The 13,632-nt window shown below is 36.3% G+C and carries 16 protein-coding genes and 1 pseudogene; 9 read left to right on the forward strand and 8 right to left on the reverse strand.

Going from position 1 to position 13,632, the window contains the following annotated elements:
• Positions 1-86 precede the first annotated feature (86 nt).
• Positions 87-914, reverse strand: coding sequence for a COG4705 family protein (locus AMD01_RS06605; protein ID WP_053400632.1), 828 nt, complete (start codon positions 912-914; stop codon positions 87-89).
• A gap of 623 nt (positions 915-1,537) precedes the next feature.
• On the opposite strand from AMD01_RS06605, the gene AMD01_RS06610 reads away from it, so the two are divergent.
• Positions 1,538-2,380, forward strand: a complete 843-nt coding sequence (locus AMD01_RS06610) for a COG4705 family protein (RefSeq protein WP_053400633.1) — start codon at positions 1,538-1,540, stop codon at positions 2,378-2,380.
• 232 nt (positions 2,381-2,612) lie between these two features.
• Here AMD01_RS06610 and AMD01_RS06615 read toward each other — a convergent pair whose 3' ends face one another.
• Positions 2,613-3,014 (reverse strand): MerR family transcriptional regulator, encoded by a 402-nt coding sequence (locus tag AMD01_RS06615; RefSeq protein WP_083446460.1) that lies wholly within the window; start codon positions 3,012-3,014, stop codon positions 2,613-2,615.
• A gap of 64 nt (positions 3,015-3,078) precedes the next feature.
• Between AMD01_RS06615 and AMD01_RS06620 the strand changes: the two genes are divergently transcribed.
• Complete coding sequence (locus AMD01_RS06620; RefSeq protein ID WP_053400634.1) at positions 3,079-3,312, forward strand: hypothetical protein; 234 nt, start codon at positions 3,079-3,081, stop codon at positions 3,310-3,312.
• A gap of 96 nt (positions 3,313-3,408) precedes the next feature.
• Here the strand turns inward: AMD01_RS06620 and AMD01_RS06625 are convergent, their stop codons facing one another.
• The gene (locus tag AMD01_RS06625) at positions 3,409-3,732 is read right to left on the reverse strand and encodes a YnfA family protein (protein WP_053400635.1); all 324 of its coding nucleotides are present in this window, start codon (positions 3,730-3,732) and stop codon (positions 3,409-3,411) included.
• A gap of 347 nt (positions 3,733-4,079) precedes the next feature.
• Here AMD01_RS06625 and AMD01_RS06630 point away from each other — a divergent pair, with 347 nt between their 5' ends.
• The gene (locus AMD01_RS06630) at positions 4,080-4,238 is read left to right on the forward strand and encodes an aspartyl-phosphate phosphatase Spo0E family protein (RefSeq protein WP_157052646.1); all 159 of its coding nucleotides are present in this window, start codon (positions 4,080-4,082) and stop codon (positions 4,236-4,238) included.
• 182 nt (positions 4,239-4,420) lie between these two features.
• On the opposite strand, the gene AMD01_RS24680 is transcribed toward AMD01_RS06630, so the two are convergent.
• Together AMD01_RS24680 and AMD01_RS24685 are read right to left on the reverse strand one after the other, a co-directional pair.
• Positions 4,421-4,690, reverse strand: a complete 270-nt coding sequence (locus tag AMD01_RS24680; protein WP_245638908.1) for an STAS domain-containing protein — start codon at positions 4,688-4,690, stop codon at positions 4,421-4,423.
• Between the two features lie 24 nt (positions 4,691-4,714).
• The gene (locus tag AMD01_RS24685; RefSeq protein WP_245638909.1) at positions 4,715-5,245 is read right to left on the reverse strand and encodes a hypothetical protein; all 531 of its coding nucleotides are present in this window, start codon (positions 5,243-5,245) and stop codon (positions 4,715-4,717) included.
• 375 nt (positions 5,246-5,620) lie between these two features.
• Here AMD01_RS24685 and AMD01_RS06640 point away from each other — a divergent pair, with 375 nt between their 5' ends.
• From AMD01_RS06640 to AMD01_RS06650, 3 genes are all read left to right on the forward strand, one after another.
• Positions 5,621-6,451, forward strand: a complete 831-nt coding sequence (locus tag AMD01_RS06640) for an STAS domain-containing protein (protein ID WP_053400637.1) — start codon at positions 5,621-5,623, stop codon at positions 6,449-6,451.
• Positions 6,452-6,621: 170 nt separating this feature from the next.
• A complete protein-coding gene (locus tag AMD01_RS24905) occupies positions 6,622-6,747 on the forward strand; it encodes a hypothetical protein (RefSeq protein ID WP_281176854.1) in 126 nt (41 codons plus the stop codon).
• Positions 6,748-6,998: 251 nt separating this feature from the next.
• Positions 6,999-7,424, forward strand: coding sequence for a MaoC family dehydratase (locus AMD01_RS06650; RefSeq protein ID WP_053400639.1), 426 nt, complete (start codon positions 6,999-7,001; stop codon positions 7,422-7,424).
• A gap of 384 nt (positions 7,425-7,808) precedes the next feature.
• Here the strand turns inward: AMD01_RS06650 and AMD01_RS06655 are convergent, their stop codons facing one another.
• A complete protein-coding gene (locus tag AMD01_RS06655) occupies positions 7,809-8,255 on the reverse strand; it encodes a class I SAM-dependent methyltransferase (RefSeq protein ID WP_053400640.1) in 447 nt (148 codons plus the stop codon).
• A 363-nt stretch (positions 8,256-8,618) separates the two neighbouring features.
• Between AMD01_RS06655 and AMD01_RS06660 the strand changes: the two are divergent.
• Together AMD01_RS06660 and AMD01_RS06665 are read left to right on the forward strand one after the other, a co-directional pair.
• Positions 8,619-9,458, forward strand: a pseudogene (locus AMD01_RS06660) (ComEC/Rec2 family competence protein); the annotation flags it as partial.
• A gap of 354 nt (positions 9,459-9,812) precedes the next feature.
• Positions 9,813-10,022 (forward strand): DUF3006 family protein, encoded by a 210-nt coding sequence (locus AMD01_RS06665; RefSeq protein WP_053400642.1) that lies wholly within the window; start codon positions 9,813-9,815, stop codon positions 10,020-10,022.
• 569 nt (positions 10,023-10,591) lie between these two features.
• On the opposite strand, the gene AMD01_RS06675 is transcribed toward AMD01_RS06665, so the two are convergent.
• A complete protein-coding gene (locus AMD01_RS06675) occupies positions 10,592-11,308 on the reverse strand; it encodes a hypothetical protein (protein WP_053400644.1) in 717 nt (238 codons plus the stop codon).
• A 1,007-nt stretch (positions 11,309-12,315) separates the two neighbouring features.
• Positions 12,316-13,158 carry a PD-(D/E)XK nuclease family protein gene (locus tag AMD01_RS06685; protein ID WP_245638910.1) on the reverse strand — a complete coding sequence of 281 codons (843 nt, stop codon included), beginning with the start codon at positions 13,156-13,158 and terminating at the stop codon, positions 12,316-12,318.
• 313 nt (positions 13,159-13,471) lie between these two features.
• Between AMD01_RS06685 and AMD01_RS24690 the strand changes: the two genes are divergently transcribed.
• Positions 13,472-13,632, forward strand: a 161-nt coding sequence (locus AMD01_RS24690) for a helix-turn-helix domain-containing protein (RefSeq protein WP_157052614.1), incomplete at its 3' end; no start/stop codon positions are given.

Consider the following 13,632-nt stretch of genomic DNA (forward strand, 5'->3'; position numbering starts at 1 on the left):
AAAAAGGGTTCACATCATCATATTCCGATGACGTGAACCCTTTTTTCGTTATTTTTGGCTAGTTATGTCCCAGCCTCGTTATGAAACTATTGAGAAGAGCGTTGCAGCGAATCTCTTTTAGAAATGGATAAATAAACCACTAATCCTAAAATAATGATGAGAAAAAGAAAGCTTGTTCCGGTCGTTCCTAGCCCAAGTCCACCCTTAGAAGAGGATTGTGACAAGAAATCTCCAATAGATGCACCTAATGGTCTTGTTAAGATATACGCAATCCAAAAGGAAAGGACGGCATTCATTTTGAATTTATAATATCCGATTGTAACCAAGGCAATTGCACCCGCAAATATGATTCCTGATAGTAGATACCCCAATTTCAAATCTTCTGAAACAAGATCTCCAGCTGCTGTTCCTAGCGCAAAGGTAAACAGAATCGTTAACCAATAATAAGTTTCTCGCTTTGTAGTAAAGATAGAATGAATCGAGAGCGTTTTTTCGTTTGCATACCAAAGAATAAACGTTAGCGCGAGAAGTATGCTGAACACAATAGTAGACAGGATTAACGGTACTCCAAAATGATCAGTCAGATTATCGGTCACTAAAGTTCCCACGACACTAATCATTACTACAGATGTCCAATAAACAGATGGTACATATCTATTCGCCCTATATTGAAAAATAAGTATCACAATCAATAGGGCACTCATAATAACAGTGGTATTGGTTAATCCAATGTGAAGATGGAAATTTAAATAATCAGCCGCCGTCTCTCCTACAGTGGTGGCCATAATTTTAATCACCCAGAAAAAGATGGTAACTTGAGGGACTTTACTGATTAAAAATTTTCCAAAATCTTCTTCGCCGTGCTGTTTTTGAATGGTATTAGTTGATGGATTGATTTCTTGGTTATTGCTCATGAAATGTACGACCTCCTTTTATAATCAGCTCTTCAAAATAATTTTTAACGCGTGTGTAAGGTAACTCAAACGTAGTATAGTTCATCAAGTTGCTGAGTTTCATTAAAGTCAAATGAAGCTTTGATTAAAAATGAACGATTTCTTTTTCATTTTTAAACGTTACATATAAGCCATGATAGTTAGCTCATTACTTCTAATAAAAGCTCTGACTGGTTTGTGACCATCTTGATTAGTAAGTCGTATACTCTACTCGAAAATATCCTGATTTCTCTTGATAACTCAAGGGGCTTTTAATTATGAAGAAATTGTTTGTTCATTCTTCTCACAACGACCTCGGTTGTTTTTAAAGGTAAGTACCGAACAAAGTCTTTCATTTCATTAAGAAATAAAAGCTGTTTACTCCAATCAACAGAAATACATTTTTTTCATACGTACGCAATGAGCATCATTTGCATAATATGAATATTATTTTTATAAAAATAATTGAGTAGGGTCGAGGATTTAGTAGGACAAGCTATTTTTCGCTTGAATTTCATCGGATTTTCATGCTGCCTTTAATCAATTTTAATAAATCCATGAGATGATAAACCGAATTTTAGAATATGAAAGGGGCAGGGGATTCAATGGAAACCAATCAAGTGAACATGCGTTCAACCTTAAACAAAATCCCACAATTAACGCTATTATTCTGGATTATGAAAATTGCGGCAACTACTCTAGGTGAAACAGGAAGTGATCTTTTCACCGTGCCAGGGGCACAAGACAATTATTTTACGCCGCTTCTTTTCTTTTTGGGGATATTTGTGGTGTTTTTAACTTGTCAGCTGTTTGTAAAGAAGTACATTCCTCCTGTGTATTGGACCGTCATTTTATCGACTAGTTTAGCCGGAACCGCTTTTTCAGATTATATGGATCGCTCCCTCGGGTTAGGGTATATGAAAGGTTCTTTAATTTTGGTTACGCTTCTTGCGTTGATCTTTCTATTTTGGTACTTCACAGAGCCTACTTTAAATGTGAAAAATATTGAAACGAAAAAAGTAGAGGTTCTTTATTGGGTTGCGATTCTGGTTTCGAATACCTTGGGGACCGCTGCGGGGGACTTTCTTTCACATCAACCAAAAGGAGTTTCTCAATTAGCCGGCGGTGGCCAATATTTCGAGCAAGGACTAGGCTTAACAATCGCGCAAGGAGCGATGTTGACAGGAGGGCTAATTTTACTCATCCTGTGCGCCTACTGGTTTACGAAAATTAATCGTGTGTTTTTATTCTGGGCCGCGTTCGTTTTAACTCGACCTTTTGGAGCTACGTTTGGTGACTTTTTAATTAAGCCTCATGAAAAGGGTGGATTAGGTCTACAAAACGGAACACAAATTGCTTCAGCTATTTTACTGGGTATTTTAGTGCTTTGTATTCTAATTCAATATGTAGTGAAAGAGAGAAAAACAGAGAACTCTCATACCGCTTAATGTATACAAAAAACCTAGGAGAAAAGATTAATCATCTCGTCTCCTAGGTTTTTTTCAATTCCGTTGGTGTTAGGTTCATCACCTTATTGATACTTTATTTTAAAGTAGAAGAGAGACATGTGTTACTAATCTCACCGTCGAGTAGATGAATGGTTCGGTCACGTAATTTGCCACATTTTGATCATGAGTGACGACATATGGTTTCATTGGGGCTATTAATATCTTTTAAGTATTAATTGCAAATACCACTAGAATCTACTTTTGACAAACATTCTGACCAGGTCGAACAGGTACACTGTAATCCATTGCTCAATATATTCATCATTGTATCAATCTTAGTTTTTTTCTCTTCTAATTCTCTACATTTAGCAGTGGCCATTTCATTCCATCTTTTTGAAGGAATAATTTCGTCATCAAATCCTTCTAATAGCATAATAATTTCTTTATTATTAAACCCTGCTGATTGAGCGGTTTGTATGAATTGGAGTTGATCTAAGGTCTCCATTGTATAACGCCGTTGCCCATTTACTCTTTTAGGATTGGGAATTATGCCAATTGATTCGTAAAATCGAATAGCTGAAGGGCTAATGTTAGCTTGCTTAGCCAACTGCCCAATCGTAAGAACGTCTTTCATTACTATCTCTCCTTGACTTCAAGTTAACTTGAACAATTATACTACAGATAAGGAGGCGTTTAATATGAAAAAGGTTTTAGCTGGAATTGGTGGGTTAATAGGGTTATGTGGTTTATGTTGTGCGCTGCCTCCACTTTTTGTTGCATTGGCTGGCGTTACAGGAATTGGACTAGGATTTTGGAAGTGGGGATTCGTATTCATTGCTATTGCTTTAGTCGTTTACATTTTTACCAAGCAGAAACGTACGTGTAGCAAAAAGAAAGGATGCAACTGTTCTTCCGGAGCTTGCGCACGTTAGTCATGCTCTAAAAGAAACACAATGATGTAGATACATAGCACATACAAAGAAACAAGACTAGAACCTTATCTATTCTAGTCTTGTTTCTTTTCGTCTTTAGCTTCTGGGCCATAATATAACAAACACACCTACTAAGCAGACTAGTCCTCCAATCCAATCATATGTATCGGGAACCTTTTTATCTACTAACCATCCCCAAAGTAAACTCATTACGATAAACACGCCGCCGTAGGCTGCATAAACGCGCCCAAAATCCGGGAACGCTTGCCAAGTTGCAATGATTCCATATAAAACAAGGGCTACGCCACCTAATAATCCTAACCAACTAGAGGCTCCTTCACGTAACCATTGCCAAATAAGATATCCTCCTCCGATTTCTGCTATTCCAGCCAATAAAAAGATAAAAATAACTTTAAACATACTAAGAACTCCTTACATAACTTCTTTTCTTTGCTCGTCTATATTAACATATTCCTGTTTTCTTACTTGAATGGCCTATCAATCATAGCGATAAGGAATGGGGATTGTTTGCTGTGCGGTGGTTCAAACCATTAGGTGTAAAATCACCTTTTATAAGCTAGTGAAGGTAGTTCACTTCAGTAAATGCAATATGTTATGTGAAACTATTGATAGACCGTGGGGGAAAATGTTAATATATTAAAAAACTCTTTGGAATGATGCAATAGTTGAGCCCTCACTTTAGATAAAGAAATGAATTTATTTAAAAAGCGCCTAGATCGTTACAAAAATTGGAGGCTTCCCAGTATATGTCGAGGATTGAATTGCTTGAAAAAATAGAGGAAACGAGAGAATTTATGGTCAATTTAGGCTTGGAAGAAGGATTTACAAGTGAGAATACCTTATTGGTTAGCAAGTTTCTTGATGAACTATTAAACAAGCTCGATCAAATTAGTATAATCCATTAGGACAATCCCTTCATTCGCTCATAAATCACAACTAACTCATCTTTTCCAAATGATAAAAGGACACAAATGTAGATACCATATACAAAATGTAGATACCATATACAACATGAAGAAAAGCCTCATTTCTCAGCGTCAAATGAAGAAATGAGGCTTTTGTATATTCTCTTTTACTTGCCTGTTATTCACTGGACAACTGAATTTGTATAGGAAACGGCTTGGTGTAAGCTAGAGAATGTTTTAACATGTTTAATTGTTATTCCCAACTGGATCATCGTTTGAGCAATCTCTGCGCGTATACCACTTAAAACCACATTGACCCCAATTAACTGTAACCCTGCGATGACCTTAAAGATCTGATCGGCTACCATCGTATCAATAATGGCCACCGCTGATAAATCAATAATGAGCCATTTCAGTTTGTACTCAGTTCCTTTCGCCAACGCATTTTCCATTAACAATTGCGCTCTTTTAGTATCTCACTCACCCACTAAAGGAAGAATTCCAATTTCTTTCGTCATTTGCACGACAGGTATAGACAATTCGTCAACCGCGTATTGAGCATGTTGAATTTGTTCGGTATAGTCTTCTAGGTATGATTTGCTTACCCACTGTACAGCATCATCTACAATCGTATTGAAGTGTGAAATAATGTGGTAGAAGTCATTAAACGATAATTCTTTGTTGCTTGCTTCGTCTCGAATAATTTCTCCAATTGTGTGTCGGTAATAGCTCATTTCTTCTAAAGCTAAATTTAGAGGGAGTTTACGATTAACGAGTAGGTTTGCAAATTCTTCTGCCCAACCTTTCACCATATCAGCAGCCGTGTCTTTCTCTACAAGGATAGATTCAGCATAAATTGTTAGAAGATCGATGCGGAATTTGGTTAGTTCTGTATTAATGTCATGAACAACTGCAAGGTTTTGTCTTTTCTTTTCCGCCAGTTCCTCCTTGCGGTTCATAATGACATCTCTGATAGCATGTAGTTGCTCATTGTTTACAAGTTGCATATCTTCGTGCTCCTTTTACGGTTCGTTATAGGAAGAATTTATCGTGTATTCTTCAGTATACAAATGTTTCTTTGAGAACTGAATATATGTTTTCGGCTATTATATCATAATCTATGCATGAATCTTTCTCTATTAAGAGGAAAGGAATGTCATTTTTTTTAGGAACTCAGTTTTTCAATCTTTGCTTAGTTGCTTATGAATGCTAATGGCGCTTAACGAATAGAGGATTAGATTGGTTAACTCTCTGACTTGCTAGTGAGCATAAGGAACCGATTTTGAAACAGACTTTGTTTACGCTATATTTGCTGTATGAATAAAGGGAAGTATGTGGTAGAGTGGGGACAAGCTATTATCAATTATTTACGGAGGCGCGGTATGCATAGAAATCAGGACTTATACGTTTTTTTTATGGACAGCATTCCACAATTAACAGAGGCCTGGTACGATTCGTTAGATAGAAATAAAAAACCGGGCATTTACTCCTCAGAGAACCCCGAAATAATTCAACAATTGAAACAACATAATTATGAGTTTCACCTTCATTTTTGTGAGCTTTTCATCGTAAGTGAACAAGAATTTAAAGCTAATTTTTTACCCTGGATAAAGAAAATCGTTCAAGACGTTATGTATCACGGTACTCCTCTTCACCTCATTATGCAAGAGTTTATGAAAAACAGAGAACTTTATTTTTCCTTTCTTGATACATACGCTTCCCAACATGAAGACATTACCCTCTCATTAACAATGGCTTATCAACGTTTAATAACTAACATGTTTGATCTGGTGATTTGTACCATTGCTGAAGAATCCCATGAGGCTACGCAGCTAAGATTAAAAGCACAACGGAAAACCATTGATGAGTTAAGTGCTCCTGTTATTAGCTTGAAAGAGTGTGATATTGCACTGTTACCTCTTATAGGAACGATTGATGAAAAACGAGCTCAGGTTATTTTAGAATCTACATTAGAACGTTGTATAAAAATGCAAGTTAAGAAACTGTATATTGATTTGTCAGGGACGATCATTGTAAGTAGCGTAGTTGGCCACCATCTTTCGCGATTAATTGGTGCGCTAAGACTGGTAGGAATTGAACCAGTCCTTTGTGGAATACGAGTAGAGATTGCAAAAAATGCGACTCAGCTTGGCTTTGTATTCGAAGGAATTGAAATAAAATCGAGTCTTTCTAAAGCTATCTCTATTTATTAATAGTGCTTTTGAAAAGGTAGCGCTTGCTATGTTTCGCTATTCGAACAGATATGTAGATCAATTGGAGTCACCCGGAAGCACTTCTACCAATGCATGGTGTCCGTTCAAAAACAACACAATATCGTATGCTGTACAATATAATAAAACCTTTAAATCCGTTGTTGAAACGAATGAAGTCAGTTATAACATCTGAACAATTAGGTCATGTTATTTTGCATCTAGCAAAAACAGGAAAGACAAAAGAGGTCCTAGAGAAAGAAATGTTAAAAGAAATGGCGTTATCCATTCAGGAATAGGCTGTGTTAGAAAGTTACTATGTTGCTTCCACCTAAAGAAATTATTTTATTTTCCCATTATATTGTAGTTTCTGGAGAAATGTATTTAAACAAACAAGCGCTTTCCTAAAATAAGGATTAGCGCTTGTTTCGATCTTAGTACATATTATTGAACAGCGAAGTCAGGCATTCGCTATATTCTCACTTGTTGAACATACGATGTTTACTGTAATATAAACCAAGTGCAACTATAGATAGATAGAGGAGTATTTATGAAGTTAAATGAGTTTACAATTGGACAGGTGTTTGAAACCAAGTCATTCACATTAACAAAAGAAGATATTATAAGATTTGCAGGAGAATTTGATCCTCAATATATGCATTTGGATGAGGATAAAGCAAATCAGGGAAGATTTAATGGAATCATTGCTTCTGGCATACAGACGTTAGCTATTTCATTCAAGCTTTGGGTTGAAATAGGAATCTATGGTGACGATGTCATTGCTGGAACACAGATGAATAATATAAAATTTATTAAGCCCGTATATCCAGGTGACGAATTGCACACTGTTGTTGAGGTTATTGATAAAAAAGAGAAGAAAAATGAGACAGGCATTCTCACTGTATTATTATCTACTTACAATGATACAGAAGAAAAAGTGTTTGAGGGTAATTTATCCGTATTGATAAATTTGTAAGAATTAATATTGTAATTCCTTCACTTTTTTCAATCGGGCCGTTCTTTTATAATGTGTCTTTATACGCTCTCATTCAGTAAGTCAGCGCGAGAATTGTACAATGATGGACTGTATTAGCAGCCCATTTTTCTTGGTCTTTAATTGTTTAAAGGAAAGGCTGACTTATGAAAGAATGTCTAAGGACCCCCCTTTTTTATCTAAGAAGAGTGGGTGTCAGCAGTTATTTCTTTAGAATCTTCTGTGAACGAGATTGACTTTAGCCTTGTTTTCTCAAGGTTTTACTGCATTCACAGTGAGAGAGGGAAAACCAATCTCGCCCCTGGTATTCCTCCGCTCGTTCTCCTTGGGACTATAAGTGATTCCTTCAGTATCGGCCCATTTATTTTAATGCAACATACCGCTCTCATCGAAATATTTCAGTAACTGGACCTCGTATCCAGCGCGTTCAAACATTCTTGTTAACGTATGATAGTTATGGAGGGTTTTATAACAATCGTTTGTATGGTTGTGAAAATCAAAGTTTTTAGTCTGTAAAGCGTGCTGATACGATGGATCTGGACAATACCCATCTGGAACGGAACAGCGGATGTAGCCAGACGATTGCAAGTAGGGCAAGCATAGCTTTGCAGCCTTGATACCCTCTTCGTATGTAAGACTTAGCTGCACATGTTCAGCTAAAATCGCTTTTATTGAATTTTTGTGGAATGTATTTCTCCACGTGTTTCCGTCTAATAGATTTCGTTCATTTTGCGGTGTATAAATCCAACTAGGAGTATTTATAGATTCTCCTGAGCCCATCATGATTTTTATGTCCCCTACTTCGTTGTTCATGTTATATCCCCAATCCTCGTGCGTAATGTTATTCTCCGTATATTTCGATATGCTTTGTTTGCATTCCTTTTTGCGATAATTCGTTAATTCATTAAAGGGATTTTTTTCGGGTGGTTGTTTATGACTGCGTTTTCCTTATTTTTAACTTTCTAAACTTCAATTAGCTTCTCTAAAGGAGAAATTGAGGATAAAAATGTAAAAAGTAGAAGGACTTAACCTACTTTTGATCTATAATTAGATCTGTATGGATACTAAAGGTCAATAAAGGAGGGAGCTTTGAGTTCTTGTTACCGATTATGGTAACTAGTGGAGAGTTAAATGTAATACAAAGAAATATCGCTATATGTAAATGGGGGAATTGAAGTGAAAAAAGGATTGAAGTTTCTACTAAGCCTTGTGCTCATAATTGGACTTCTAAGTGGGCTGAGCTTTCATGCACCGGTTCACGCAGCCACTACAAAGAAAATGTCTGTTCATTATATCAATGTGGGACAAGGTGATAGCACCTTAATTCGTGCGCCGTATGGTGAAAACATTCTAATCGATGGTGGAAATATTAACGGTAGTAACCTTGTCTCATATTTAAAGAAACAAGGAATTAAAACCATTGACATCATGATTTCGACACATCCGGATGCCGATCATATCGGTGGATTAGACGATGTACTAAAAGCATTTACGGTAAAGTCGGTGTACGCACCAAAGGTTAGTCATACGACACAGGCCTACGTGGACTTCTTGAAAGCCGTTCAGGCTGAAAAGTTAAGTATCAAGCCTGTACAAAAAGGCGTGAAGGTTCCTGTGAAGGGTGTTACGGCTACGTTTCTTGCACCAGTTAAAACGTACGATAAGGATTTAAATGACTGGAGCGCTGTACTACGCGTTGTTTACAACAAAAAATCATTCTTATTTACAGGTGATGCCGAACTTAAATCAGAAACAGATATGATTCAATCGAAGCAAGTACTAAAATCGGATGTACTTAAAGTCGGTCATCATGGGGCCAAAACGTCCACTGGCCAAGCGTTCCTAAACGCTGTTAAGCCATCTGTAGCCGTGATTTCAGTGGGAAAAGGAAACCGTTATGGTCATCCAACGACTGAAACCATTAATCGTTTAAAAGCTTCTAAAGTAGCCATTTATCGTACCGATTTACAAGGACATATTATTATCTCAACAGATGGAACCAAATTGTCCTTTAACACCGTAGCTGCCGTACCTGGTGGTGCTGCACCTGCACCAAAACCAGCACCAGCACCGAAGCCTACTCCTGCTCCAAGTACGTATAAGTTAGTAGCAACACTTGATAATACGAAACCGAAGCAAAATGGAACCGTTCATCTTACCGTAAAAGGGTTACCTGCCGGCTCGTACAAAGCTGTATTCCATTATAAGAGTAAGGATACGATATATAACAGAACCATCAGTAAAGCCATCCCGGTTAAAATTGGACGTTCAGCTAAAGGCTTTAAAGTAGTGGTGGATGTTTCAAGTACTTATAAAGGGAAGACATATAAAGCTCAAACATCTTTTGTACCCCAGTAAAGGAGAGATCATATGAGAGGCATTGTGGATCACCTGGAAGGCGAAATTGTCGTCATTGAAATAAATGGACAAACTCAAGACTTTAACCGCAGTATATTTAGCGAAGAGGTCGAAGTTGGGGATGTTGTTGAAATTAACGATAATACAGGAGTCGTTTTAAAAGACCAAACCGAAAAGCGTCGAGCTGAGGTTCAAAAACTGATGGATGAGTTGTTCGAATAAAACTTATGTAAAGAAAGGACTTTCTAGCACATAGAAAGTCCTTTTTTATAAAAATCCTACTATTAAAGGTAAATCTTTAATATTTATAGCAAGTCATGCTGGGAATATTTCTTTCTCGTTAGAAGGTATAAAGAATAAACGACTAACAAGACAAGTAGAGCAATGGGAATAAGAATAGGCTCAATTAAATTGCCAAACGTTGAAGATGTTAAAAAAAATACACCAGTACTGATGATAGTAATACCAATAAACAGCGCAATATTTGTTATAATGAAATTCTTTATGTTTTGTAAATTTCGTTTATAACAACACACTACCATTGTGAGTAAAAACAAACCTAAAAACATTCTACCGGTATTTGTTGTCCATTGAGAAAGGTTAGAAAACCTATCGAAATCCGACTCTGTTGGAGAGTTGTTTGATAACATAAAGTTTTTTGGAGTAAAACGATAACTATCTAGCCACAAGTAAACAACATAAAATATTAACATGAATGCGGTGTACAAAGAAAAAAAGAGTTTGTTAAATTGAGAAATAAATTTCAAAACCTCACCTCTTTTGATAATGAATTACTGTAATACGGATGGATGAGCTGAAAACGTATCAGTGTGACTTCCAAAGTTACAGTTTAAACCTATAGGAAGACTTCCGACTGAAACTCCTAATACGGCTCTCATTGAATAATTGGTATAGAATGTAGCTGAAGTACTAGAATGAGAGTTTCGGGTAAATAACCCTTCTAAAGCGGGTGAAAACATTGCCCCAAAATTTGCATTGCTGAGAGTAACCCTAGGACCACTTACGCTAGTAACATTAAATGGAGGAGATGTTTGATACGAAAAACTACCGGTTAGAGTTACCGTCCATTCTTTTGTGAATGTTTTAGTAGCATCTGTTGCACGATGATAAAATATTTTTGAAACGTTTTCACCTTTAATACCAACTAAAGACTTGATGCCTAGTTCTTTGTATTGTTTGGCACTCATTTCTGTCTGATTTGTAACAGAAATGGACAAGTCATCATTGACTATTTTGTCTTGAATCGACTTATAGTCGTTTATAGAATAATACTGACTAGCGTAGTTAATAAATCCTTGTGTCATATCATATCCTTTTGAATCTAATACAGTCAATCCGTCTAAATTATTATATGCTTGATCGATAAAGTCAGTAAAAACTTTGCTTACCTCCTCATCACTGTCTTTTACCACTGAAGCTGCAGCTGAAGGTGTGAATATGTACCCGAAACCCAGAATTAAAACTAAGAAACTTATTAACCTCTTCATTCTATTTCCTCCCTTTGTTACTATTTATTACCAATATAAATGTTAGTCTATTTAGTTGTTTTAAACAACCTAAAAATTATAAATTTTCAAAAAATAGTTCTTTATTACTAGTGTTAAAAGAGTTTAAAAAACTATGTCAGTTAAGTTTTCGGGTCATTTGAAATGAGAACAATATATCATGAAAATGAAAGAGGTTGTTTCGCTAACGTTCAAAGAATAGCTCTTGACTCTAAGAAGGATAGTAATAAATGAATGCCACGTTTTAAAAGTGAATATGTCCTTTATATTTTTTCTTCATCAAATAAGAACCACGCAGGAAAGGGATTTCATAGAGCATTTCGCCGTAATCTTTGAGGACTGGTTATTATTTTAGCTATCGCGCAGGTATGCGGATTGAATATAGAGAAAGGTAAAAGAAAGAAAATGCAATGACAAGGAGATGATCAACTAATGATGACGGAAGCTTACAGAATGCTGTATGAAATTGAAGTAGGATTACGAGAACGGGCTGAGGAAATTATGAACAGACATCATGGCCCTCTATGGCGGCGGAAATTATACGAAGAAAGAAAAGAACACTTTTACCACACGCTATCTTTATTCGGTAAGTACGAACAGCTTCAAACCTTCTTTACACCCTCAGAACGATCCCGCCTTTATAAACTTATCCCAATACGCAATAAGATCTGTCATATGCAGCTACTGACTATAGAAGAGTATGGTTTTTTAGTGTCTTGCTATTCGCTTGTCACTAGTTCTTTGGACGACCATCTATCGTCTGTTCAATCAGTTACATCGTCCACTTAGTTAGGAACTCTTTACATTGTAAGTATGTTTAACGAAACAACATGGTTTTGTTCTAGTAAAAAAGCACCTCTTTAATTCAATAAGAGGTGCTTTTGACTTTATAGCGAGAAATCGATTGTCCTTTGTGCAGGTTTGTTAAGCAACAGGTCCGTATTAAATTCCACTGTATAATGGTTAGGAAGATGAGTCTATTGAATTAATTATAAAGTATCCAAAGTATACTTAACCTTTTTCAACCTCTCTGAAAACCACTCCACAATTTGCTCTTTTTGATTTTCCATAGTTAAGAAATTAATCAATGGTGTTTCATACCAAGCCCATGCTTTTCCTTCATCGTTTTCAAACTCATAAAAATCAAATTTATCTTTGTTTTCTTCATAGTGTTGCTCTATTTTATCTGCAAACTCTTTGTCTTTTTTACGGTAAACCTGTACGAAAAGGAGAGGAGGGGTTTGCTCTTCATCTTCCAATTCAAATCCCATCATAATCTCTATATTTTGTCCATTATACCTATTTGTCCAAAGTGAGTAACGATTAAATGTAGGGATCTGTTTAAGACGCTCGAAATCTCTTTGATAAGGTGCACCAAAAAGTTCGGTAAATGTTCCTTTAATCAAATCTAATATTTCATCCATTTTTGTGATGACGCTATATATTCCTTTCATTGTCATCATATCTTCAATGCTAAAATCTTTAACACCTGCCATATTTTCACCTCTTAATAGTTCTAGAAATGCTTGAATTAGATCTGTTTTCTCTTGTTTATCAAAAAACTCATATATTCTTTGCCAACGGAATTGATAAAATGAACATTCCTTTATTTTTTTTGGATCATATAGTTTTGTGCAATACCGTAAATACGTCTCTTTCTTCATTTCAGATTTTTGATTCTGTAAAACAGCAACGTAACGCTCCAATTGTCGTTTTCCTTCTCCACTTGCTACCTTGTTCTCTAAAAAACAAATAGATGAAGTGTTTTCAAAAACAAGATCAATGATGCAATTCTGATCAAAAGGAAGTGAAAAAGGAACCTGTGACTCCACTTTAAAATCATGTCCGTTAATTAGTAAGACTTCATTTACAAAACGATCGAGCAGCTGCTGGTCAGATTGTAGAATGCCTATTACTATTTCAGTTACAAAGTCCTCTAGGGGCGTTTTTCCTGATTTATCATTTTGACCGAGAAGACCCCCACCTCAAGGAACGATACGGGCGTAGACCAGTTAGTAGGTGGGGGATGAATCGGTCTTTTTCACCCCGAGGGGGTGTTGCATTTTCTTCCTTGTTTGGTACAATAAGAGAACTAGAACACCAGTTCTTAAGTGGAAAGACCTAAACAGAAAGGAGGAAAACCACGTGATTCTAAAGGCATTTAAATTTCGTCTCTACCCTAATCCAACTCAACAACAGCTCATTCGTCAGACATTTGGATCAGCTCGCTTTGTGTTTAATTTTTTCTTAGCTCAACAAGAGCGTCAAGTAGATCAATATTGGGCAATCATCAATGAAATGGTCCA

It is taken from the genome of Priestia koreensis, assembly GCF_001274935.1.
Lineage (GTDB): Bacteria > Bacillota > Bacilli > Bacillales > Bacillaceae_H > Bacillus_AG > Bacillus_AG koreensis.